At 68.5% G+C, this 20056-nt stretch carries 19 protein-coding genes; 13 read left to right on the top strand and 6 right to left on the bottom strand.

The window, feature by feature from the left end; all coding sequences use genetic code 11:
* Positions 1–54 precede the first annotated feature (54 nt).
* From ftsE to rpoH, 5 genes are all read left to right on the top strand, one after another.
* A complete protein-coding gene (ftsE, locus tag AC06DU_RS18585) occupies positions 55–741 on the top strand; it encodes a cell division ATP-binding protein FtsE (protein ID WP_016903688.1) in 687 nt (228 codons plus the stop codon).
* A complete protein-coding gene (gene ftsX / locus AC06DU_RS18580) occupies positions 738–1688 on the top strand; it encodes a permease-like cell division protein FtsX (protein ID WP_104541799.1) in 951 nt (316 codons plus the stop codon). Before ftsE ends, ftsX begins: the two co-directional genes overlap by 4 nt.
* An 8-nt stretch (positions 1689–1696) precedes the next feature.
* Complete coding sequence (locus AC06DU_RS18575; protein WP_016903686.1) at positions 1697–2539, top strand: response regulator; 843 nt, start codon at positions 1697–1699, stop codon at positions 2537–2539.
* A gap of 5 nt (positions 2540–2544) precedes the next feature.
* Complete coding sequence (gene ung, locus AC06DU_RS18570; RefSeq protein WP_054591102.1) at positions 2545–3270, top strand: uracil-DNA glycosylase; 726 nt, start codon at positions 2545–2547, stop codon at positions 3268–3270.
* A gap of 199 nt (positions 3271–3469) precedes the next feature.
* A complete protein-coding gene (gene rpoH, locus AC06DU_RS18565) occupies positions 3470–4345 on the top strand; it encodes an RNA polymerase sigma factor RpoH (RefSeq protein WP_024938885.1) in 876 nt (291 codons plus the stop codon).
* A 148-nt stretch (positions 4346–4493) separates the two neighbouring features.
* On the opposite strand, the gene AC06DU_RS18560 is transcribed toward rpoH, so the two are convergent.
* Entirely contained in the window at positions 4494–5108 is a 615-nt protein-coding gene (locus AC06DU_RS18560; RefSeq protein ID WP_016903683.1) for a trimeric intracellular cation channel family protein, read from the bottom strand.
* A 52-nt stretch (positions 5109–5160) separates the two neighbouring features.
* On the bottom strand, positions 5161–6453 hold the full coding sequence (locus AC06DU_RS18555) for an NAD(P)/FAD-dependent oxidoreductase (RefSeq protein WP_026064621.1): 1293 nt from the start codon (positions 6451–6453) through the stop codon (positions 5161–5163).
* 118 nt (positions 6454–6571) lie between these two features.
* On the opposite strand from AC06DU_RS18555, the gene AC06DU_RS18550 reads away from it, so the two are divergent.
* From AC06DU_RS18550 to AC06DU_RS18540, 3 genes are read left to right on the top strand one after another with little or no spacing between them, the layout of a single operon-like run.
* Positions 6572–7087: a hypothetical protein gene (locus AC06DU_RS18550; protein WP_184519280.1), complete on the top strand. Its 516-nt coding sequence runs from the start codon at positions 6572–6574 to the stop codon at positions 7085–7087.
* The gene (locus AC06DU_RS18545; RefSeq protein WP_024938888.1) at positions 7084–7914 is read left to right on the top strand and encodes an NYN domain-containing protein; all 831 of its coding nucleotides are present in this window, start codon (positions 7084–7086) and stop codon (positions 7912–7914) included. Before AC06DU_RS18550 ends, AC06DU_RS18545 begins: the two co-directional genes overlap by 4 nt.
* On the top strand, positions 7911–8573 hold the full coding sequence (locus AC06DU_RS18540; protein ID WP_425519470.1) for a glutathione S-transferase family protein: 663 nt from the start codon (positions 7911–7913) through the stop codon (positions 8571–8573). The genes AC06DU_RS18545 and AC06DU_RS18540 overlap by 4 nt, the downstream gene beginning before the upstream one ends.
* Before the next feature lie 348 nt (positions 8574–8921).
* Here the strand turns inward: AC06DU_RS18540 and AC06DU_RS18535 are convergent, their stop codons facing one another.
* On the bottom strand, positions 8922–11144 hold the full coding sequence (locus AC06DU_RS18535) for a primosomal protein N' (protein ID WP_478202997.1): 2223 nt from the start codon (positions 11142–11144) through the stop codon (positions 8922–8924).
* Positions 11145–11614: 470 nt separating this feature from the next.
* Here AC06DU_RS18535 and AC06DU_RS18530 point away from each other — a divergent pair, with 470 nt between their 5' ends.
* The 4 genes from AC06DU_RS18530 (at position 11615) to sppA (ending at position 16956) form a co-directional block, all read left to right on the top strand.
* A complete protein-coding gene (locus AC06DU_RS18530) occupies positions 11615–12649 on the top strand; it encodes a hypothetical protein (protein ID WP_054591081.1) in 1035 nt (344 codons plus the stop codon).
* On the top strand, positions 12636–13238 hold the full coding sequence (locus AC06DU_RS18525) for a DUF3106 domain-containing protein (protein WP_039515368.1): 603 nt from the start codon (positions 12636–12638) through the stop codon (positions 13236–13238). The genes AC06DU_RS18530 and AC06DU_RS18525 overlap by 14 nt, the downstream gene beginning before the upstream one ends.
* A gap of 355 nt (positions 13239–13593) precedes the next feature.
* The gene (locus AC06DU_RS18520) at positions 13594–14970 is read left to right on the top strand and encodes an MATE family efflux transporter (protein ID WP_054591083.1); all 1377 of its coding nucleotides are present in this window, start codon (positions 13594–13596) and stop codon (positions 14968–14970) included.
* Positions 14971–15054: 84 nt separating this feature from the next.
* A complete protein-coding gene (gene sppA, locus AC06DU_RS18515) occupies positions 15055–16956 on the top strand; it encodes a signal peptide peptidase SppA (protein ID WP_024938535.1) in 1902 nt (633 codons plus the stop codon).
* A 276-nt stretch (positions 16957–17232) separates the two neighbouring features.
* On the opposite strand, the gene AC06DU_RS18510 is transcribed toward sppA, so the two are convergent.
* On the bottom strand, positions 17233–17448 hold the full coding sequence (locus tag AC06DU_RS18510; RefSeq protein ID WP_016903674.1) for a hypothetical protein: 216 nt from the start codon (positions 17446–17448) through the stop codon (positions 17233–17235).
* Between the two features lie 106 nt (positions 17449–17554).
* Between AC06DU_RS18510 and AC06DU_RS18505 the strand changes: the two genes are divergently transcribed.
* Positions 17555–18331 (top strand): SDR family oxidoreductase, encoded by a 777-nt coding sequence (locus AC06DU_RS18505; protein WP_024938534.1) that lies wholly within the window; start codon positions 17555–17557, stop codon positions 18329–18331.
* Between the two features lie 271 nt (positions 18332–18602).
* Here AC06DU_RS18505 and AC06DU_RS18500 read toward each other — a convergent pair whose 3' ends face one another.
* Together AC06DU_RS18500 and AC06DU_RS18495 are read right to left on the bottom strand one after the other, a co-directional pair.
* Positions 18603–19262, bottom strand: coding sequence for a DUF4124 domain-containing protein (locus AC06DU_RS18500; protein ID WP_478202996.1), 660 nt, complete (start codon positions 19260–19262; stop codon positions 18603–18605).
* Positions 19259–20026, bottom strand: coding sequence for a DUF4124 domain-containing protein (locus tag AC06DU_RS18495; protein WP_478202995.1), 768 nt, complete (start codon positions 20024–20026; stop codon positions 19259–19261). The genes AC06DU_RS18500 and AC06DU_RS18495 overlap by 4 nt, the downstream gene beginning before the upstream one ends.
* Positions 20027–20056: the final 30 nt, after the last annotated feature.

The raw sequence follows: 20056 nt of genomic DNA, 5'->3' as shown, positions 1-20056 counted from the left end.
TTGCCGGGCTCCGGCGATGCGACGCAGGCGCTGGCGCTCCGGCATAATCGCTGGATGACCGTTCTGCGTTTCGACAACGTCAGCAAGCACTACGCCGGTGGCCACCAGGCGCTGACCGATGTCAGCTTCGAAGTGGCCGATGGCGAGATGCTGTTCGTGACCGGCCACTCCGGCGCCGGCAAAAGCACCCTGCTCAAATTGATCCACCTCAGCGAGCGGCCCAGCCAGGGCGCGGTGCTGCTGGGCGAACGCAACCTGCTCAAGGTGCGCGGCCGGCAGATTCCGCTGCACCGTCGCCAGGTGGGTGCGGTCTATCAGGACCATCGCCTGCTCAACGACCGCAGCATCGCCGAGAACGTGGCGTTACCGCTGATCCTGCGCGGCACCCGGCGTGCGGAGATCGGCAAGCGCGTGCGCTCGGCATTGGAGCGGATCGGGCTGGCCCATCGCGAGCGGGCCTTGCCGTCGCAGTTGTCGGCCGGCGAGCAGCAGCGCGTGGGCATCGCCCGCGCCATCGTCGGCGAACCGCGCCTGCTGGTGGCCGATGAGCCCACCGGCAATCTGGATCCGGCTCTGGCTGCGGAAATCATGCAGTTGTTCGCCGAGCTGCCCGCGCGCGGCACCAGCGTGCTGGTGGTCAGCCATGACCTGGCCCTGCTCAAGCAGATGCGCAAGCGCGTGCTGATCCTGGATCACGGCCGCCTGGTCGACGACATCTCGCCGCAGGATCTGGCCGAATGAGCAAGCCCGCCAATACCGAAGCCGTCGCCCCTTCGCGGGTCGGCGTGTGGATCGACCATCATCTGCACAGCATCGCCTTCAGCCTGGGCCGTGCCATGCGCAAGCCCTGGGCCACCTTGCTGACCATCGTGGTGATGGCGCTGGCGCTGGCCTTGCCGCTGGGGCTGTCGATCGCGCTGGACAACGTCAAGTTGCTGGCCGGCAGCGTGCAACAGTCGCGCGAGATCAACCTGTTCCTGAAGGTCGAGATCGGCGCCGAGGCCGCGCAGGCCCTGGCCGGCGAACTGCGCGCCCGCCCGGACGTTGCCCAGGTCACGCTGCGCACGCCGGCGCAGGGGCTGACCGAGCTGCGCGAGAGCGCCAAGCTCGACGAGGCGATCGATGCGCTGGGCGACAACCCGCTGCCGACGCTGTTGGTCGTCACGCCCAGCGAGACGGCCGACGATGCGCAGCTGGCCGGCGCGCTGCAGGCCTTGCCGCAGGCCGACCAGGTGCAGCACGACGCGCTGTGGCGCAAGCGCCTGGATGGCTGGCTGCACTTCGGCGAGCGGCTGGTGCAGGTGCTGTCGGCTCTGCTGGGTGTCGGCGCGGTGCTGGTGGTCGGTAATACGGTGCGGCTGGACATCCAGTCGCGGCGCGAGGAAATCGGCGTGCTGCAGTTGCTGGGTGCCAGCGATGGCTTCATCCGGCGTCCGTTCCTGTACCTGGGGGCCTGGTATGGGCTCGGTGCCGGCGCTGTGGCGCTCGCGCTGATCGCCGCCTCCGGGCTGGCGCTGCGCGCGCCGTTGGCGACCCTGGCCGACAGTTACGGCAGCTCCTTTACCCTGCACGGGCTGGATCTGCTGCATTCTGCGCTGGTGCTGGTCGGCACCCTGGTCCTGGGCTGGCTGGGCGCCTGGCTGGTCACCGGCCATTTCCTTCGCCAGACCCGTCCCACCGAGACCTGAGGCCTGCCATGCATCCACCGGATCTCAAGCACCTGATCAGCGACGCGCCGCGTGTGATGGTGGTCGATGGCTCCAAGCTGGTGCGCAAGCTGATCGCCGATGTGTTGCAGCGTGATCTGCCCAACGTGCAGGTGATCGGCTGCTCCAGCATCGCCGAGGCGCGCCAGGCGCTGGAAGCCGGTGCGGTGGATCTGGTCACCACCTCGCTGTCATTGCCCGATGGCGATGGCCTGACCCTGGCGCGCAGCGTGCGCGAAGCGGCCGGCCAGGCCTATGTGCCGGTGATCGTGGTCTCCGGCGATGCGCAGCAGCATCTGGTGGAGCGCCGCTTCACCGAATACGTCACCGATTATTTCGACAAGGCGCTGGGCCACGAAGCCCTGGCGACCTTCATCCGCGGCTATGTGCAGCCCGAGCCGGTGGTCGGCGCGACCGTGCTGTACATCGAGGACAGCCGCGTGGTGGCCGAGGCGACCAAGCGCATGCTCGAGCGGCAGAGCCTGAAGGTGGTGCATGTGCTCACCGCCGAGGATGCCTTTGCGCTGCTCACCGCCGAATCGCTGGGCCGCACCGAGCGCCGCATCGACGTGGTGCTGACCGATGTGACCCTGAAGGGCGAGCTCAACGGCCGCGACGTGGTCGAGCGCATCCGCATCGACTTCGCCTACGGCAAGCGTCGCCTGCCGGTGCTGGTGATGACCGGCGACACCAATCCGCGCAACCAGTCCGAGCTGCTGCGCGCCGGCGCCAACGACCTGGTGCAGAAACCCATCGAAGAACGTCTGCTGGTGACCAAGGTGCTGTTCCAGCTGCGCCTGGCACGGCTTGAGGACCAGGCTGTCACGCTATGACCGAAGTGGCTGAAGTGGAAGCGCGTATCCAGCTGGAACCGTCGTGGAAGGCGCGGGTGGGCGATTGGTTGCTGCGCCCGGAAATGCAGGAGCTGTCCGCATTCCTGCGCCAGCGCAAGGCGGCCGGGGCGCGGGTGTTCCCGCCGGGCCCGCAGATCTTTGCGGCCTTCGACGCCACCCCGTTCGAGCAGGTCAAGGTGGTGATCCTGGGCCAGGATCCGTATCACGGCGAAGGCCAGGCGCATGGGCTGTGCTTTTCGGTGTTGCCCGGCGTGCCGGTGCCGCCGTCGCTGCTCAACATCTACAAGGAGATCCAGGACGACCTGGGCATCGCGCGTCCGGACCATGGCTATCTGATGCCGTGGGCGCGCCAGGGCGTGCTGCTGCTCAATGCGGTGCTGACGGTGGAGCAGGGCCGTGCCGGCGCGCACCAGAACAAGGGCTGGGAAGGCTTCACCGACCATGTGGTGGAGACCCTCAACCGCGAGCGCGAAGGCCTGGTGTTCCTGCTCTGGGGCAGCTACGCGCAGTCCAAGGGCAAGGTCATCGACCAGGCGCGCCATCGCGTGTTCAAGGCCCCGCATCCCTCGCCGTTGTCGGCGCATCGCGGCTTTCTGGGCTGCCAGCACTTCTCCAAGACCAACGAGCACCTGCAGCGCCGCGGGCTGGGCCCGATCGACTGGTCGCTGCCGCCCCGCAACGCGCTGGACACCACTCCGGCCAGCGGCTGAACGGTACCGGCGCCGGCCCGTTTCGCGGCGGCTTTGTCACGGTCTGCGCAGGGCGGCGGTGGTAGCGTAGGTGCTCGAAGTCGGGAGTTGCGCCGTAGAACGACGGCGATACCAAAAGCCCGAACGTCCTATAAATGGAACGCTGGGAACTCTTTCTGTACCCGGCAGTCCAATAGTTCGACTGCTAAGATGGTGCCCTATGAACCAGATCACCTCGACTGCCCTAGTGGCAAACAATCTCCCGATTCCCAGTGCGCTCGGTTCGCTGGACGCCTACATCGGTGCCGTGCACCAGATCCCGGTGCTGTCGGTCGATGAGGAACAGAATCTTGCCCGTCGCTTCCGTGACGAGCTGGATCTGGACGCCGCGCGCGAGCTGGTCCATTCCCACCTGCGCTTCGTGGTGCACGTCGCTCGCGGCTACAACGGCTACGGCCTGCCGCTGGGCGACCTGATCCAGGAAGGCAACATCGGCTTGATGAAGGCGGTCAAGCGCTTCGACCCGGAAATGGGCGTGCGCCTGGTCAGCTTCGCAGTGCACTGGATCCGTGCCGAGATGCACGAGTTCATCCTGAAGAACTGGCGCATCGTCAAGGTCGCCACGACCAAGGCGCAGCGCAAGCTGTTCTTCAACCTGCGCAAGTCCAAGACCCGCCTGGGCTGGCTCAACGCGTCCGAGGTGACTGCGGTCGCCAAGGACCTGAACGTCTCCGAGCGCGAAGTGATGGAGATGGAGTCGCGTCTGTCCGGTCGCGATATCGGCTTCGATGCCTCGTCCGACGAAGACGACGATCACGGCCCGCCGTCGCCGGTGAGCTATCTGGTGGCCAACGATGAAGATCCGTCGCAGGCCTACGAGCGTCACGACAGCGAGGACAATCAGCTGCAGTTGCTGCGCGAAGGCATGGCCGGCCTGGACACGCGCTCGCGCGACATCGTCAAGCGCCGCTGGCTGGACTCCGACTCCAAGGTGACGCTGCAGGAGCTGGCCGACGAGTATGGCGTGTCGGCCGAGCGTATCCGCCAGATCGAGGCGAATGCGCTGAAGAAGATGAAGGCACTGTTCGTGGCCTGATCCTTCGATCATGCCCCAGGTGTTGCACAAACGGCCCGGTTTTCCGGGCCGTTTGCATGTGGGCTGCTTGTGCTGCGTCGAGTCCGACGACGCGCGGTGGTTCGTCGTGGTCGTTCGCCGATGATCGACCGCGCTGCGCCCGCCGGCGCTATTCCGGCAGGCGCGCCACCGGCAGATGCCAGCCGTAGCGGATGGCCATGAAACGCAGCCCGAAACAGACCAGCGCGCCGGTCGCCAGCGACCAGGCCTGCGGCACTGCGAGCATGTGCCCGATCGCGACCAGGCCGCCACCGGCCAGCGCGGCGACCGCATACAGCTCGGCCTGCAGCACCACCGGCGTCCGCGCCACCAGCAGATCACGCGCGATGCCGCCGCCGATGCCGCTGAGCATGCCGAGCAAGGTCGCGCTGAGCGGGCTGAGTTGGTAATCGAGCGCCTTGCTGGTGCCGTAGACCGCAAACAGCGCCAACCCGGCCGCGTCGAACAACTGCACCGGGTTGCGCAGCCGTTCCACCGCCGCATGCCAGTAGAAACCGGCCACGCCGGCCAGGCAGGCGACCAGCAGGTACTGCGGATGCACCAGTGCGGCCGGCGGGGTGGCGCCGATCAGCACATCGCGCACGATGCCGCCGGACACCGCCGCCGCGCACGACAGCACCAGTACGCCGAACAGATCCAGGCGATTGCGCACCGCCACGGTCGCGCCGCTGAGGGCGAACACGAAGGTGCCGAGCAGATCCAGCAGGAACAGGAGAGTGGTCACGATCAGACCGTCGCATCAGGCCGCACAGCATCGCGCACGGCCTGCGCCGCTGTCATCCGTCCTTGCTGCTGGGCGGCGGGTCGTCGGTGGCACCGCCGAAGATGATGCGCGCGGCGCGCTGGTAGCTCCAGTACGCCATCGCCCAGTTCACCAGCACCACGAACCGGTTGCGGAAACCGATCAGGAAGTACACGTGCGCGGCCAGCCAGAACCACCAGGCCACGATGCCGGAGAGCTTGAGCTTGCCGACATGCACGATGGCGGCCATGCGGCCGATCGTGGCCAGGTTGCCGTAGTCCTGGTAACGGAAGGCTGGTGCAGGCTGGCCGCGGTGGCGGGCGCGGATCGCCTTGGCGATGTGCTTGCCCATCTGCTTTGCCGCCGGTGCCACGCCCGGTACCGGGCGGCCGTCCTGCTGCACCGAGGCCAGGTCGCCGCCGACGAAGATCTCCGGGTGACCGGGTACGCTCAGGTCCGGCTCCACCAGCACGCGGCCGGCACGATCCAGCGGCACGCCCAGCGTGCGCGCCAGCGGCGATGCCGCCACGCCGGCGGCCCACACCACGGTGCGTGCAGGCACGAAGGTGTCGCCGAGCTGATAGCCCAGCGCATCGATGTGGGTGACCGGCGTGCCGGTGTGCACCTCCACGCCCAGGCGCTCGAGCTGCTTGCGCGCCTTGGCGGTGAGATCGTCCGGGAACGAGGGCAGCACGCGCGGGCCGGCTTCGACCAGGCGCACGCGCGCCTGCTGCGGGTCGATATGGCGGAATTCGTTCTTGAGCGTGTGGCGGGCGATCTCGGCCAGCGTGCCGGCCAGCTCGACGCCGGTCGGGCCGCCGCCGACCACGGCAAAACTCAGCCAGGCTGCGCGTGCGGCCGGGTCGGACTCTGCCTCGGCGCGTTCGAAGGCGAGCAGCAACTTGCGCCGCAGCACCAGCGCGTCGTACAGCGTCTTCAGGCCGGGCGCATGCTCGGCCCATTGATCGTTGCCGAAGTAGGCATGGGTGGCGCCGGTGGCCAGCAGCAACATGTCGTAGCCGAGCGTGCTGCCGTCGGCGAGCACCACCTCACGGCGGGCCGGTGCGATTTCGGCGACGTCGCCGAGCAGCACTTCGACATTGCGCTGCTCGCGCAGGATGTGGCGCAGCGGCGCGGCGATATCCGGTGCCGACAGGCCGGCGGTGGCGACCTGGTACAGCAGCGGCTGGAACAGGTGATGGTTCTGGCGGTCGATCAGGGTGATGCGGATGCCGGGATCGTCGAGCGCGCGGGTGGCCCATAAGCCGGCGAAACCGCCGCCAACCACAACCAGGTGCAGCGGAGCTTGGGAGGGGGAAGAAGTCATCGTAAGGTCCGATGGATTGCGACGCGGGCTCATCAGCATGCCGCATCGGTAATGAACATGCCGCCTGGATCCAGCCTGCCTGCGGCATCATGTCGCATCTCATCCACCTGATGACCGCATGCCGTCACTACCGCCGCCGTTGCCGCCGCTGTCGCCACCGCCATCCGCTTCTCCGGCGATGGCACCGGCTGCCGCGCGTGCGCCCGGACAGAAACTCAGCGGCGTCACACTCGGCCTGATCGGGCTGGCGGCCTGCGTGGTGCTGTTCGGCATGCTGGTGCTGGGCGCGCTCGGCTGGCTGATCGTGTTCGGCTGGTCGCTGTTTGCCGACCAGGCACGCGCCGCGCTGCAGGGCGATGCGGTGGTGCAGGAACAGATCGGCCAGATCCACACGATGCGGGTGGATCTGGTGCGCACCGGTCTGGCGCCGGGCGACGACGATTTCGTGTTCACGGTGGAAGGCGATCGCGGCCGCGGCCGCGTGCATGCCACCTGGGTCAGCGGCGGCTCCGAGCGCGAGATCCTGAGCGATGGCGTGTTGACCATGCACGATGGCAGCCAGTACACGCTGCCGTCGGCCGATGCGGCCGACACCGAAATCGACACCGACTCTGCCGACACCTTCGAGGAATGACCATGATCGACAATCCCGACAAACGCATCGCCTTGCTGATCGATGCCGACAACGCGCCGGCCGGCAAGATCGACGTGGTGCTGGCCGAAGTGGCGCGCTATGGCGTGGCCAACGTGCGCCGCGCCTACGGCAACTGGAAGAGTCCGCACCTGAAGAGCTGGGAAGCGGCGCTGCACGAATACGCGATCCGGCCGATCCAGCAATTTGCCTACAGCTCGGGCAAGAACGCCTCGGACATGGCGATGGTGATCGATGCGATGGACCTGTTGTATGCACGCAATCTGGATGGCTTTGCGATCGTTTCCAGCGATGCGGATTTCACTCCGCTGGTGATGCGTCTGCTCACCGATGGCATGAAGGTGTATGGCTTTGGCGAGAAGAAAACCCCGGCGCCGTTCGTCAATGCCTGTTCCAAGTTCACCTATGTCGAAGCGCTGGGCGAGCAGGCGGCAGCCGCCAGCGACACCGCCGCCGGCCGCAAGGATGCCACCGCGCTGCGCGGCGACACCCGGCTGGTGCAGATGCTGCGCAATGCGATCGACAGTGCCTGCGAAGACGATGGCTGGGCGCATCTGGGCGCGGTGGGCAAGCAGGTGGCCAACCAGGCCTCGTTCGACCCACGCAACTACGGTTATCGCAAACTCAGCGACCTGGTGCGTGCGATCGGCCTGTTCGAGATCAAGCAGGACGAGCAGGCCCTGTGGGTGCGCGATGCGCCCAAGGGCGGGCGGGCGAAAGCAGCGCAGCCAGCGGCCGCCGTCGCCACGCAGGCGTCCACCGCGAAGCGTCCGGCGCGCGCGACGCCCAAACCGCCAGCAGGGAAATGACGATGGCTGACGCTGCAATGCAATCGGCGGCAGGAAACGCCTCGATCACGCTATGGGGGCGGCGCAATTCCAGCAATGTGCGCAAGGTGCTGTGGTGCGCCGAAGAAGCCGGGGTGCCCTATACCTCGATCGAAGTCGGTGGTGCGTTTGGTCGTAACGACACGCCCGGGTATCGCGCGTTGAATCCCAACGGTCTGGTGCCGACGATGCAGGATGGTGAGTTGGTGCTGTGGGAGTCCAATGCGATCGTGCGCTACCTGGCCGCGCAATATGCGCCGGCCCTGTATCCGCAGGCACCGGCCGAACGCGCGCTGGGCGATCGCTGGATGGACTGGACCACCTCGACGTTTGCCGGCGTGTTTCGCGACCTGTTCTGGGGCGTGCTGCGCACACCGGAACCCGAGCGCGATCCTGCGCGCATCGCCGCGGCGCTGGCGCACTCGGGCGACCTGCTCGCACGCGCGGATGCGGCCCTGGCGCAGCAGCCGTATCTGTCCGGCGCGCAATTTGCGATGGGTGATATTCCGCTGGGCAGCTTCATCTACGCCTGGTTCGAAATGCCGATCGAGCGGCCCGAGCTGCCACATCTGCAGGCGTGGTACCAGCGCCTGCGCGCACGGCCTGCGTACCAGCGTGGCGTGATGACCGCGCTGACCTGAGTTTCGCGTTTCCGCTCAGGCCAACATGGCCCATGGCAGACACCGCACGCGCTGCCGACACGGCACGTTGCTGCAAGGACATGCGCCTCGTACATCGCGCGGCCAAATAGCCCGCGTTCTCTGTAGGAGCGCACTTGTGCGCGAGGGCATTCCCGGTAACGCCCCATCGCGCGCAAGCGCGCTCCTACAAAAACGTGAGGACACTTGTGGCCTGTTCGCTCGCGGTGTTGTAGGAGCGCACCCGGGCGCGAGGGCATTCCCGGTAACGCCACATCGCGCCCAGGTGCGCTCCTACGCAAGCTGGGTACACGGTGGTCTGGCTGCAGCCCCGCGTGCGATACGCCCGCCCTAATACAGATCGATCGGATCCACATCCAGCGACCAGCGTACGCGCCGCGCCTGCGGCAACGCATAGATCGCAGGCAGTTGCGCATCCAGCAGACGATGCAGCGCCGAGCGCTGTTGCGCGGACAACAGCAACTGGGTGCGCTGGAAACCGGCGCGACGTGGCATCGGTGCCGGCATCGGGCCGTAGCACTCCACTGCGGCAAACGCAGGCGATTGTGCGGTGCTGTCTGCCGTGGTCAGGCCGCGCACCGCCATCAGGAACTGGTTGGCCGCGGCCACGTCCTTGGCCTCGGCGCGGAACAGCGCCAGATGCGCGAACGGCGGAAATCCCGCGGCCTCGCGCTGCTGCAATTCGGCATCGGCGAAGGCGTGGTAGCCGCCGTTGACCAGGGTCTGCAGCAGGGGATGTTCGGGGTGATGGGTCTGCAGCCAGACCTCGCCGGGGCGGTCGGCGCGCCCGGCGCGTCCGGCCACCTGGATCAGCTGCTGGGAGAGCTTTTCGGCGGCACGGAAGTCGGCCGAGAACAAGCCTTCGTCGATGCCGACCACCACCACCATGGTCAGCCGTGGCAGATCGTGGCCCTTGGCCAGGATCTGGGTGCCGACCAGGATGCCGGCCTCGCTGCCCAGGCGCGCCAGCTGGGTCTCCAGCGCGTCGCGGCGCTGGGTGGTGCTGCGGTCGATGCGCACCACCGGAAACTCCGGGAACGCTTCGGTCAGGCGTTCTTCCAGCCGCTCGGTGCCGATGCCTTGCGGCTGCAGCGCCAGGCTGGCGCAGGCCGGGCAGGCCAGCGGTGCCTGCTGGCGCGCGCCGCAGTGATGGCATTGCAGGCGCCGCCCGCCGGCGTGCACGGTCATCGGGGTCTGGTGCAGCGGCGTGCTGCAGCGCTGGCAGGCGGCAGTCCAGCCGCAGTCGTGGCACAGCAGCACCGGCGCATAGCCGCGGCGGTTCTTGAACACCAGTACCTGCTCGCCGCGCGCCAGGGTGGCGCCGATGCCGGCCAGCACTTCCGGCGACAGGCCGTCCTTGAGCGGGCGCTTGCGCACGTCGAGCACGCGCACGCGCGGCGGACGCGCCTCGCCGGCGCGGCGCGACAGGCGCAGATGCCGGTAGCGACCGGAATAGGCGTTGTGCAGGCTTTCCAGCGACGGCGTGGCGCTGCCCAGGATCACCGGCACATCCAGCGCCTTGCCGCGCACCAGTGCGAAATCGCGGGCGTGATAGCGGATGCCGTCCTGTTGCTTGTAGCTGCCATCGTGTTCCTCGTCGATCACGATCAGCCCGGCATTCGGCAACGGGGTGAACACCGCCGAACGCGTGCCGACGATCAGCTTGGCTTCGCCACGCCAGGCCGCCGCCCATACCCGCGCCCGTTCGCCATCGGACAGCCCCGAATGCAGCGCGTGCACCGGCACGCCCAGGCGGGCGCGGAAGCGGCCCAGGGTCTGCGGGGTCAGGCCGATCTCCGGCACCAGCACCAGCGCCTGGCGGCCGGCCGCCAGGCAGTCGGCGATCGCCTGCAGGTAGACCTCGGTCTTGCCACTGCCGGTGACGCCATCGAGCAGATAGGTGGCAAAACCACTTTGCGCACGGATGGCGTCGGCGGCGGCCTGCTGTTCGTCGTTGAGCTGCGGGCCGCTGCCGGGGCGGGGCGGGATGCTGTCGGCCGGCACCGCCACGCGCTCGACATGGCCGCGCTTGGCCAGGCTGCGTGCGGCCTCGCGCCACTGCGGCAGCAAGGGGTCCAGCTGTTCTTCGCCCAGCGCACCGGTCAGCAGCAGGGCGGCCAGCAAGGCGGGGCGGCTGCCGGCGCGCAGGCTGGCGGCGCCGGTGCGCCCGGCCTCGGTGAGCTGCCAGGCCCAGGCATGGGTGTCGGCCAGCGGCTCGCCGCGGCGTAGCGGGCCTGGCAGGGCGCTGGACTGGGCCTCGCCCAGCGGGGCGTGGGTGTAGCGCGCCAGCCACTGCAGCGAACGGGCCAGCTCCTCGACCAGCAGCGGGGCGTCGTCGCACCAGGCCAGCGCCGGGCGCAGTGCTTCGGCGGAGGCCAACTGGCCGATCTCCACCACCACCCCGACCAGCTCGCGCGGCCCGAACGGCACCCGCACCCGGCAGCCGACCCGCGCCGGGTCGGTCAGCGGCGCGTCGGCCGGAGGCAGATAGTCGAACAGTTGGGGCAGCGGCACCGGCAGGGCGACGCGCAGGGTGGCGACGGTCGAAGACATCCGGTCAGTCTACCGACCCTGTCCAGTACCCGGCAGACGCCGCTCGGTCGTCTCCGAATCGGTGCTTCGGCTTACGACGCGTTTGTGTGACGGAAGTGATAAATCCGACGTAAACCTATGTGAGGGCTAGGGAAACGGGTTTATCCACACTGCCTGTGGATAAGCCTGTGAATTAGTCTCGTGCTCCACGCTGTGAAGGCGGATTCACTAGCCTCTGCAACCTGTTGGACATTTTTTCACCAATCGGCTTAAAGCGATAAGGATCAATCACTTAGGCGTGAAACACGAATGCAACAAAGAAAAATCAACAGTTGACAGACGCCCGCGTATCGGTATGTCTGCCGCTGTGCACAACCTGCGCAGGTGACGGCAGTCGATGGCAACGGGACGCAGCGCAGCCGGGTCGATCTGTCAAGCCATCGGCGGGGGCCGATTGCGTCGGTATCATGCCGGCCGATGCTGGAGTTCCCATGACCGTAGTCCCCGACGCCCCCGTCACCCCTGCCGCGCTGTCTGCTTTCCTGCGCGGTGTCGAACGCCGGGGTCTGGTGCTCGCACAACTGCAATGCGGCGATGGCGCGGCGGCCGAGCGGGCCTTGGCGGCGGCGTTGCGTGCATTCAGCAGCCAGGCGGCGGGTCGCCCGATGGCCGGCTGGCCGATGCGCTTCTGGAGCCTGCTGGCAACGGCACCGCCGCTGCGGCGCGAGCCCATGCCGGGGACCTGGCTGCCGCCGTTCACCGCACTGGGGCGGATGCAGACCAGCGACCGGCTGGCGCTGCTGCTGCGTATCGTGGCCGGGCTGGAAGAAGAGCCTGCCAGCGAGGTGCAAGGCATCGAGGTGGCGGCCTATCGGCAGTCGCTGGCCCGTGCCTGCCCGCGCGATGCGGCCGGCAACCCGGATGCGCAGGCCTGGCGGGCACTGGCCGAGGCGGCGCAGCAGGAGTTGCGCGAGCTCAGCCCGGCGCAGGTCAGCCGGCTGGCACAGCTCCGCGAGTCGGCCCTGGCCGGCATGCCGCTGCAGCCTGTCGCGGCCGCGCCTGCGGCCGCCGCCGAAGCGCGCCGCCCGGCCGCGCCGCGCCGCCGTCCTGCACGCCAGTGGCAGTGGCCGCGGATCGACCGCCGCCACGCCGGTCTCGTGCTGGCCGTGCTGGCGTTGGCGCTGCTGCTTGCGGCGCTGGGCTGGTGGTGGACGCATCGCCGCCCGGCCCTGCCGCCCGAGCCGGTCTCGCAGGCCCCGGCCGGCGTGCTGCACGTCACCGATGCCGCGCCGGTGCTGGTGGAAGACCTTCCCGCCGCCGACTTGCCGGAGGCGGTGGCAAACCCCGGCCTGGATCCGCGCGACCAGGCGATGCTGGCCGACCCGGACCTGGAACTGGCGCGTTCGGCCGATTTCTACGCCTGGTATGCGGCCGGCCATCCGGTGCCGGCCGACGAATCCGGCGCGCATGCCACCGCCGCCGACCAGCCTGCCGCCACCCTGGAGACCGTCGATGACGACAATTAAGTGGTGCGGCCTGCTGGCGCTGGCGGTTGTCGGCATGGCCGCTGCGCAGACCCTGCCGGCGCCGCTGGAGGAAGGCAACGCGACTGCGCCTGCCGGCATGCCGACGCCCGCCGCCGCCACTGCCGCAACTCCGAGCGCCGCGCAGCAGCGCGCGCGCTGGGACGCATTGACGCCGGCCCAGCGGGCCGAGCTGCGCGCCCGTTATGCGGCCTGGAAAGGGCTCACCGCCACCGACCGGGTGGTATTGCGGCAGGCACGCGAGCGTCTGCATGGCTTGCCCGACGACCAGCAGCGCGCGCTGCGCACGCAGTTCACCGCGATGGATCGCCTGCACCGCGATGGCTGGCGCCTGGGCTCGCAGCTGGGCGCGTTCTATCCGCAGTTGCAGCCCCTGATCGGCTACGTGCCGCCAGCGCAACGCGATACGCTGCTGGCGGCGTTGCGCAGCCTGGACGCCGGGCAGCTGGAACAGCTGGCGATGCTGGCACAACGCACCCCGCCTCAGGAGCGCGATGGCTTGCGCGATGCCCTGCTTGCGCAGGCGCCGGCAACGCGCAGCGCCTGGTTGAAGCGCCAGCTGGCGCGCTGACCGACAGCGGCGGGACTGCGCCGCTGCAGCCCCCTGCGCCGGCGTCGTCTCCACGCGTGCTCGCTGCTCGTCCTCGATACCGGGCAGTCGGGCCGGACACCGAGCGGAGAGCATGCAGGTCTGCCGCCTTCGACGATGCGTGCGCGAAGCGGCGGGCGTCACGAAGGACACGGACCGCGCTGAAGCCCGGGCATCCCGTTCCGCTGACCAGCCACGCCGGCCGCTCGCCGCCGCGCATCTCCCGGCTTGCGCCTTGCCGCTGCCCGTGTCGCAAGTGCGGGTAAGATAGCGGCCCCACGCGACCCGGTGCCAGCGCCTCCCGGCACGGCCGTAGTCCGCGCAGCGATCGGTTGTCATGTCTGTCTCTCCTGTACCCACCTCCGCGACGCCGCGTTTCGGCGCGGAAGTGCGCACCACCGGCCTGCTCGCATTGCCGCTGGTACTCGGTCACGTCTCCACCGGCCTGATCGGGTTTGTCGATAACGTCATCGCCGGTCACCACGGCACCGCCACGCTGGCGGCGGTCACCATCGGCACCTCGCTGCTGTGGCTGCCGATGCTGGTGCCGATCGGCACGCTGATCTCGTTGACCGCCTCGGTCTCGCAGCTGCGCGGCGCCGGCCGCGAGCGCGAGATCGGCCCGCTGTTCCGCCAGGCCCTGTGGTTGTCGCTGGGACTGGGCGCGGTGATGTTCGCGTTCCTCAGTGCGGTGCCGCCGCTGTTGCCCACCTTCGGGATTGCGCCGGACATCGTGCCGGGCGCGACCGACTTCCTGCACGCGGTGCGCTGGGGCGGGCCGGCGCTGACGTTCTACTTCTGCATGCGCTATCTCAGCGAGGGCATGCACTGGACCCTGCCGACCATGCTGCTGGGCTTTGGCGGCCTGCTGGTGCTGGCGCCGCTGGGTTATGCGCTGACCTATGGCAAGTTCGGCTTTGCCGAGCACGGTGCGCAGGGCCTGGGCATGGCCTCGGCGGTCACCATGTGGGTGCAGGCCAGCGTGTTTGCGCTGTATCTGTGGCGCTCGCGCCGGTTTGCGCACCTGCAGTTGTTCGCCCATTTCGAAGGCCCGCGCTGGCGTGCGATCGGCGATCTGTTGCGCACCGGTCTGCCGATCGGCATCACCGTGCTGATGGAGGGCGGCCTGTTCATCGTCACTGCCTTGCTGATCGGCCGGCTCGGCTCCACCGAAGCGGCCGCGCACCAGATTGCGATCAACGTCGCGCAGCTGTGTTTCATGATTCCGATGGGCGTGGCCGAGGCGACCACCGTGCGGGTCGGGCATGCGGTCGGGCGCGGCGATCCGCTCGGCATGCGGCGCGCGGCCTGGGCCGGTTACGCCATCGTGCTGGGCACCCAGGCGCTGTCGGCCAGCGTGCTATTGCTGGGCCACGATGCCATCGTGAGCGTGTATACCGACGATGTGGCGGTGGCCGCGCTGGCCTCGGTGCTGCTGCTATTTGCCGCCACGTTCCAGTTTCCCGACGGCATCCAGGTGCTTTCCAGCGGCGCGCTGCGTGGGCTCAAGGACACCCGTGTGCCGATGTTCCTGGCGATGTTCTCGTACTGGGGTGTCGGCATGCCGATCGGCGCCGGGCTCGGCCTGGGGCTGGGCTGGGGGCCGCAAGGCATGTGGATCGGCCTGATTCTGGGTCTGACCGTGGCGTCGGTCCTGATGGGCTTGCGCTTCCGGCAGACCAGCCGGCGGCTGACTGCCGGCACGGCCCCCTGACTTCCAGCGCATGCCGCGCGCACCGCGCAGCCGGTATGCTGGACACCATTGAATTGTATGCAGCGTCTTTCGACGGAGTTTTCCATGAACCACCCCGTGCATCGCAGTCCCATCGCCAGTTTCTTCGTCGGCCTGTGGGATGTGATGAATTTCACCCGGCGCCTGATCTTCAACCTGGTGTTCTTCGGCTTCCTGTTCCTGGTGCTGCTGCTGTTTGTGGTGGCGATCGCGCGTGGCGACGGCAGCAAGCCGCTGGCCGAGCGCACCACCCTGGTGATCAACCCCGAAGGCACGCTGGTCGAGCAGTTCAGCGCCGACCCGGTGAGCCGGTCGCTGGCCAAGGCGGTCGGTGACAAGAGCGCCGAGGAAGTGCAGCTGCGCGACCTGGTGCGGGTGATCGAGGCCGCCGGCAAGGACCGCAAGATCGAGCGGGTGGTGTTGAACCTGGACAAGTTTCAGCCCGCCGGTTTCGCCTCGCAGCGCGAAGTGGCCGCGGCGTTGCAGAAGCTGCGCGCCTCCGGCAAGCAGATCGTCGCCTTCAGCGAGAGCATGAGCCAGGGCCAGTACCTGCTGGCCGCACAGGCCAACGAGGTCTATCTCGACCCGATGGGCAGCGTGCTGCTGGAAGGGCTTGGCCGTTATCGCCAGTATTTCCGCGAGGGCCTGCAGGACAAGCTCGGCGTGGACGTGCATCTGTTCCGCGTGGGCGAGTACAAGTCCGCCGCCGAGCCGTACATTCTCGATGCCGCTTCGGCCGACGCCAAGGAAGCGGACCTGTTCTGGATGAACGACGTGTGGCAGCGCTACCTGGCCGATGTCGGCAAGGCGCGCAAGTTGAGCCCGGCGCAGCTGACCGCCGGCATCGACACGCTGCCCGAGGGCGTGGCCGCCGCCGGTGGCGATCTGGCCAAGTTCGCGCTGCAGCAGAAGCTGGTCGACGGGCTCAAGACCCGCGAGGACGTCGATGCGCTGCTGACCAAGCGCGGCGTGGCCGACAGCGACGCCGACAGCGGCTTTCGCAACATCGGCTTCAACGATTATCTGAGCCAGCTGCAGGCGCAGCGTTCGCCGATGGACAGCCGTCCGCAGGTGGCCGTGGTGGTGGCCGCTGGCGAGATCAGCGGTGGCGAGCAGCCGGCCGGCCGCATCGGTGGCGAGTCCACCGCCGCGTTGCTGCGCCAGGCGCGCGACGACGACGAGGTCAAGGCGGTGGTGCTGCGCGTGGATTCGCCCGGCGGCGAAGTGTTCGCCTCCGAGCAGATCCGTCGCGAGGTGGTCGCGCTCAAGCAGGCCGGCAAGCCGGTGGTGGTGTCGATGGGCGATCTGGCCGCCTCGGGCGGTTACTGGATCAGCATGAACGCCGATCGCATCTATGCCGACCCGTCGACCATCAGTGGCTCGATCGGCATCTTCGGCATGGTGCCCAACCTGACCCGCGCGCTGGACAAGATCGGCGTGCATACCGACGGCGTGGGCACCACGCGCTTTGCCGGCGCCTTCGACATCACCCGTCCGCTGGACCCGGCCGCCGGCCAGGTGATCCAGGCGGTGATCAACAAGGGCTACGCCGACTTCACCGGCAAGGTGGCGCAGGCGCGGCATCAGTCTGTGGACGCCATCGACAAGGTCGCACGCGGCCGCGTGTGGAGCGGTGCGCAGGCCAGGCAGCACGGCCTGGTGGACGCGTTCGGCGGCATGTCCGAAGCGGTGGCCGATGCGGCCGACCGCGCCAAGTTGAGCCGCGGCAAGTTCCGCGTGCGCTATGTGGAAAAGCCGGCGACGCCGTTCTCGCAGTTCATGAGCGGATTTGCCGGCAGCCGCATGGGCGCCTGGATGCTGGGCGACTCGGGCATGGCGCGCGCACTGCTGGCGCGCTCGCTGCCGGAAGTGGACACGCAGTTGCGCTTTGTCGAAGACGCCGTGCACGACAGCAAGGCGGGCGGTACCCCGGTCAAGTCGCTGGCGTACTGCTTCTGCGGCTTCTGACGCGGCAGGTTCGCAACCTGATGGATCGACAACGCCGGCCTTGTGCCGGCGTTGTTGTATCTGCGCTCAGGCGATGCAGCAATGCGGCGTGCCAACGGCGCAAAAATGGCAGAACGCACGGCGCCACGATCACAGGCAGTCAGCCATCGGTCGAGCGACCTCACGCGTGTTTGCCGTGCGCGCAGATGCAGTGATCGCCTTGCGCTCAATCGCAGGCGCGCACGCGCAGTTGCTGGGTCGACAAAAAACGCGCGTGCTTCAGTCAGCAAACTTCGGTTACTGCGTGGCCGCATCGATCGCCTTGCGTTGATCGTCTGCGGCCTGGTCGCTTGCCGCCTGCACTGCGTGCGCCTTGTTCAACGGTTCCTGGATGTGGTCGCGCAGGGCGGTGGCCTGCGGCTCGGGCTTCTGCTCGGTGGGCGCAGGTTGCGGCCGCTGACAGGCGCCCAGCAGCAACGTCAGGCTGATCGCAAGAATCCAATGCCGTTTCATCGTCGTGACCTCGCTCGGGGTGGCGGTATCCTAACGCCCGGGCCGCAGGCATGCGTCAAGCGCGCTGCTGCGGCCGTTTCCTGCGTCTTGAAAGAGGATGACCCACGTGACAACCCACCGTTGGCGGCTGGATGGACAGACCGCGCTCATCACCGGCGCCAGCGCCGGCATTGGCTTTGCCATCGCGCGCGAATTGCTGGCCTTCGGCGCGGATCTGCTGATGGTGGCGCGCGATGCCGATGCGCTGGCGCAGGCGCGCGACGAGTTGGCCGAGGAATTTCCCGAGCGCGAGCTGCATGGGCTGGCCGCCGATGTGGCCGACGACGAAGAGCGGCGCGCGATTCTGGATTGGGTGGAAGACCATGCCGATGGCCTGCACCTGCTGATCAACAATGCCGGCGGCAACATCACCCGCGCGGCGATCGATTACACCGAAGACCAGTGGCGCGGCATCTTCGAAACCAATGTGTTCGCCGCCTTCGAGTTGTCGCGTTATGCGCATCCGTTGCTGACCCGTCACGCAGCGTCGGCAATCGTCAACGTCGGCAGCGTCTCCGGCATCACCCATGTGCGCAGCGGCGCGCCGTACGGCATGACCAAGGCCGCGCTGCAGCAGATGACGCGCAACCTGGCGGTGGAATGGGCCGAGGACGGCATCCGCGTCAACGCGGTGGCGCCGTGGTACATCCGCACCCGTCGCACCTCCGGGCCGTTGTCGGATCCGGATTACTACGAGCAGGTCATCGAGCGCACCCCGATGCGCCGCATCGGCGAACCGGAAGAAGTGGCCGCCGCCGTCGGTTTCCTGTGCCTGCCGGCCGCCAGTTACATCACCGGCGAATGCATCGCGGTGGATGGTGGCTTCCTGCGCTACGGGTTCTGACACGCCTGCGTGCGTGGTCGCGCGGACAATGCCTGCGCATGGCATCGGAAGCTGCGCAGGCAGGCGCCGACCCGTCGCTGCGCCTGCAGTGTTCGTCCGCCGCGTCTGCACGCAACGCAGGCGACAGTGCGGCGGGCTTGCTCGCATGCGGCTCGCTGCACCGCGCAGGTCATCCGGTGATCGCTAACGGTTGCAGTGGCTCGAAAGAATCAGCCCGGCAAGCACTGCACCGGCACACTGGCTGCCATGCGCTGCCACGCCGGCTGCAGCGTCATGGCGTGGCGGACGGATTCGCGCAGCGGCTTTCGTCCAGCACCCGACGCATCTGCAAATAGCGCTGCTTGCGCTCGGCCGCTTGCGCCTCGTCGGAGAAGCGCCAGGTCGATTCGGCCTGCTCGGCACGCTGGCGCCAGGCCTCGCACAGGCTCTGGTCCGGCACCGGTGCGCAGCGGTCGGTGACCACCTCGCAGGCGCTGCCGCCGCCGGTTGCCGGCCCGCCCGCCAGGTTGGTGGTCTGCATCGGCAGGCAGCGCGTGGCCGGCTCGCGGTCTTCGGTGAAATAGCGCCCGTTGTCGTGCGCGGTGCATTCGAACAAGGGCGGCGGTGGCAGCGTGGAGGTCGAGGCCGCGGCAGGTGGCGTCGGTGCCGGCGTTGCAGCCGGGACGGCGGCGGGCACATCGGTCTTGGGCATGGTGGGGGGCTGCGCAGCGGGCGTGCTACGCGCAGGCGATGCTGCGCCTGATCCACCCGCCGTCAACGGTACCGCGGCCGGTGCCGTCATCAGTTTCTTCTGCTGCTGCATGCCTTTCGGGCAGGGCATGTTCTGCACGGTAAGCGCGCCGCTGGAGTCGGTGCACCGGTAGATCGCCACTTCCTGTGCGCCGGCCACCGAGGCACACGCCAGCAATACCGCCCACGGCCAGCGCCTCATGCGCCGCCGCAATCGCGCTGCAGGCGCGCGTCGATACCGCGCTGTTCGCGGCTGAGATCCTGGCGCTCGCTCTGCAGGGCATTGTTGTAGCGACGGATCAGTTCCCAGCGACGGTCGGCCAGGCGCGCGCAGACTTCCTGTTCGGGCAGGGCATGGCATTCGTCGCGGATCTGCACGTTGCCGTACGGCACGATCACCGTGCCGCCGTAGCCGCCGCCGTTGTAGCCGCCCTGATAACCGTCGCCGCCGAAGCTTGCGCTGCCGCGCAGACTTCCACCGCGACCGGCGCTTCCCTGCACCGACATCGCCGGGCGTGGGCGGACCGAAATCGGCGGACGCTGGATGCCGCCGCCGCTGACCGGCGGGGCAATGCCGTTGCCCACATAGGCCGGGCCCCAGGTCGGCACCCAGCGCGGATTGCCTTCCGGGCTGTCGCTGGTATAGCGGTTGCCGTCTTCGGTGGTGCACTCGTACATCGGCTGCGGCGGCTGCACGGTGATGATGCGCACCTCGCGCGGTGGCTGCGTCGCGACGGCGGCCGGGGCGGCAACGGCGCGCTGCGGCCGCGGCGGCGGATCCTGCGGACGCTGCAGGTCCAGCACCTGCTGGCGGCCGCTGCTGCATGGCGCATCCTGCAAGGCGACGGTGCCGGTGCTGCTGACGCAGCGGTAGATCCGCACATTCGGATCCGGTTTGCTGGCGGTACTGGCCGCAGCGACAGGCAGCGCGGTGGCCAGCAACAGAAGGGTCAGGACGGTACGCATGGCCGCAGTGTGCGCGTCTACCCGGCTGTG

It is taken from the genome of Xanthomonas sp. NCPPB 3200 (assembly GCF_056393585.1).
This window is presented reverse-complemented; position numbering and strand designations above follow the sequence as displayed.

Excerpts from the sequence above, each read along its gene's own strand:
- ftsE (WP_016903688.1), top strand. The coding sequence starts at position 55 with ATGACCGTTCTGCGTTTCGACAACGTCAGCAAGCACTACGCCGGTGGC.
- ftsX (WP_104541799.1), top strand. The coding sequence starts at position 738 with ATGAGCAAGCCCGCCAATACCGAAGCCGTCGCCCCTTCGCGGGTCGGC.
- AC06DU_RS18575 (WP_016903686.1), top strand. The coding sequence starts at position 1,697 with ATGCATCCACCGGATCTCAAGCACCTGATCAGCGACGCGCCGCGTGTG.
- rpoH (WP_024938885.1), top strand. The coding sequence starts at position 3,470 with ATGAACCAGATCACCTCGACTGCCCTAGTGGCAAACAATCTCCCGATT.
- AC06DU_RS18555 (WP_026064621.1), bottom strand. The coding sequence starts at position 6,453 with ATGACTTCTTCCCCCTCCCAAGCTCCGCTGCACCTGGTTGTGGTTGGC.
- AC06DU_RS18550 (WP_184519280.1), top strand. The coding sequence starts at position 6,572 with ATGCCGTCACTACCGCCGCCGTTGCCGCCGCTGTCGCCACCGCCATCC.
- AC06DU_RS18545 (WP_024938888.1), top strand. The coding sequence starts at position 7,084 with ATGACCATGATCGACAATCCCGACAAACGCATCGCCTTGCTGATCGAT.
- AC06DU_RS18540 (WP_425519470.1), top strand. The coding sequence starts at position 7,911 with ATGACGATGGCTGACGCTGCAATGCAATCGGCGGCAGGAAACGCCTCG.
- AC06DU_RS18535 (WP_478202997.1), bottom strand. The coding sequence starts at position 11,144 with ATGTCTTCGACCGTCGCCACCCTGCGCGTCGCCCTGCCGGTGCCGCTG.
- AC06DU_RS18530 (WP_054591081.1), top strand. The coding sequence starts at position 11,615 with ATGACCGTAGTCCCCGACGCCCCCGTCACCCCTGCCGCGCTGTCTGCT.
- AC06DU_RS18525 (WP_039515368.1), top strand. The coding sequence starts at position 12,636 with ATGACGACAATTAAGTGGTGCGGCCTGCTGGCGCTGGCGGTTGTCGGC.
- AC06DU_RS18520 (WP_054591083.1), top strand. The coding sequence starts at position 13,594 with ATGTCTGTCTCTCCTGTACCCACCTCCGCGACGCCGCGTTTCGGCGCG.
- sppA (WP_024938535.1), top strand. The coding sequence starts at position 15,055 with ATGAACCACCCCGTGCATCGCAGTCCCATCGCCAGTTTCTTCGTCGGC.
- AC06DU_RS18510 (WP_016903674.1), bottom strand. The coding sequence starts at position 17,448 with ATGAAACGGCATTGGATTCTTGCGATCAGCCTGACGTTGCTGCTGGGC.
- AC06DU_RS18500 (WP_478202996.1), bottom strand. The coding sequence starts at position 19,262 with ATGAGGCGCTGGCCGTGGGCGGTATTGCTGGCGTGTGCCTCGGTGGCC.
- AC06DU_RS18495 (WP_478202995.1), bottom strand. The coding sequence starts at position 20,026 with ATGCGTACCGTCCTGACCCTTCTGTTGCTGGCCACCGCGCTGCCTGTC.